At 76.5% G+C, this 2,227-nt stretch carries 1 protein-coding gene; it reads left to right on the top strand.

Going from position 1 to position 2,227, the window contains the following annotated elements; genetic code table 11:
• Positions 1-2,227 (top strand): amino acid adenylation domain-containing protein (locus IH13_RS0136055; RefSeq protein ID WP_158791521.1); only part of this gene is annotated, 2,227 nt, incomplete at both ends.

Here is a 2,227-nt window from a genome sequence, read left to right as displayed (position 1 = left end):
CCCGACGCTGCCGCCGCCGAACTGGCGGAGGCCGCCCGCACCGCCCACCGCCAGGAGCGCCGCTGGTTGCGCGTCCTGCGGACGCTGCGACCGCTGCTCCCCCCCAGGTTCGGCACCCTGGACCCGCAGGCCCACCCGGCGGGCCCGGTCCCGCTGCCCGAGGCCCTGCGCGAGCGGGGCACACGGCCCGAGCGGACGGCCCTCGCCGCCGTGGTGGCCTTCCTCGCCCGGCTCACCCGGGGTGACGAGCGGCACGTCGCCGTGTCCGTCCCGCGGGCGACCACCCCGGCCGCCTCCCGCATCCTGGCGCCCGACGTGCCCCTGCCCGTCCCGGAGAAGGTGTTCGACCTGCCCCTGTCCGGCCTCACCGCGCTGATCGGCACCGAGCTCGACGGACTCCGGGACCGCGCGCCGTACCGGCGCGACGTGCCCCTGCGCCACCCGGACCTGGCCGGCGCCGCGCGCACCGGTCTGCCGGTCGCCGTCGTACTGCCCGGCGGTGCGGCCCAGCCGGACGACCGGCCGCTGACCGTCCGCATCGACGCCGACGGAGCCGTCGGCTTCCACGCGGGCGCCGGACTGACCGCCGACCACGTGCGCTGGTTCGCCGGACACTTCGCCGCCTTCCTCGCCGCCCTCTCCGCAGACCCCCACCGCCCGGTCGGCACCGCCGAGCTGCTCCTCCCCGAGGAGCGGGAACTGCTGCTCGGCCGGTGGAACGAGACCGACGAGGAGTATCCGCGCGAGGCGACCGTGACCCGGCTGGTCAGCGACATCGCCTGCGCCGCGCCGGGCGCCACCGCCGTCCGCTTCCAGGACCGCGCCCTCGGCTACGGCGAACTCGACGAGGCCGCCGACCGGCTGGCCCGGCACCTCGCCGGCCTCGGCGCGGGCCCCGGCACACTCGTCGGCGTCTACCTGGAGCGCTCGCCCGAGCTGCTGATCAGCCTGCTGGCCGTCCTGCGCACCGGGGCCGCCTACGTGCCGATCGACCCGGTCTACCCGCCGGCCCGGATCGGCCACATGCTCCAGGACTCCGGCGCCCGACTGGTCGTGACCGACGAGACGCCGGGCGGGACCCTGGCGGAGTTCCCGATCACGCCGGTACCGGTTTCCACCGCGCTCGCGGCCGGGCCGCCGGTGGCCCCCCTCGACCGCTCCGACCCGGACACCCCCGCCTACGTGATCTACACCTCCGGCTCCACCGGCCTGCCCAAGGGCGTCCAGGTCGGCCACCGGGCGCTGGTGAACTTCCTGTGGACGATGGCCCGCAGGCCCGGCTTCGGCTCCGGGGACTCGCTGCTCGCGCTGACCACCGTGTGTTTCGACATCGCCGGCCTGGAGCTGTACCTGCCACTGGTGCGGGGCGGCACCGTGGAGATCCTCCCCGCCGCCGAGGCCGCCGACGGCGTCGCCCTGCGCGAGCGTGTGGAACGCTCCGCGCCCACCGTCCTGCAGGCCACACCGACCACCTGGCAGATGCTGCTCGCCGCCGGCTGGAGCGGCGATCCTGCGCTGCGGGCGCTGTGCGGCGGCGAACCGCTGCCCGCCGAACTGGCCGGGCGGCTCGCGCCCCGCGTAGGCGCCCTTTACAACATGTACGGCCCGACCGAGACCACCATCTGGTCCACCGTGGACCGGGTGCTGCCCGGCGAGGCGCCCACCATCGGCAGGCCTGTCGGCAACACCCGCTGCCACGTCCTCGACGAGCGTGGTGTCCGGGTTCCGCCCGGCATCCCCGGCGAGTTGCACCTGTCCGGGGACGGGGTCGCCGACGGCTACCTCGGCCGGTCCGGCCTGACCGCCGAACGGTTCGTCACCGCCCCCGGCGGCACCGGCCGCGCCTACCGTACCGGGGACCTGGTACGCCACCTGCCCGACGGCCGCCTGGAGTACCTGGAGCGGATCGACGGCCAGGTCAAGCTCAACGGCTACCGGATCGAACTCGGCGAGGTGGAGTCCGCCCTGCGCCGGCTGCCGGGTGTCACCGCCGCCGTCGCCGTCGTCCGCGAGGACCGGCCCGGTGATCGCCGGCTGGCCGGCTACCTGGTCGGTCCGGCGGGCCCGCCGGATGCCGTCGGGCTGCGCGCCGCCCTGGGGGAGCGCCTGCCCGCCTACATGGTCCCCTCCGCCCTCGTCGTCCTGCCCCGGCTGCCGCTCACCCCGAACGGGAAGATCGACCGCAAGGGCCTGCCCGAGCCGGACGTCGGCCGCGCCGCCGGCGGCG

Source organism: Streptomyces sp. NRRL WC-3549 (assembly GCF_000721935.1).
Taxonomy (GTDB): Bacteria; Actinomycetota; Actinomycetes; order Streptomycetales; family Streptomycetaceae; genus Streptomyces.
Note: the sequence above shows the minus strand (reverse complement) of the source record. Positions and strands in the feature narration are given on the sequence as shown.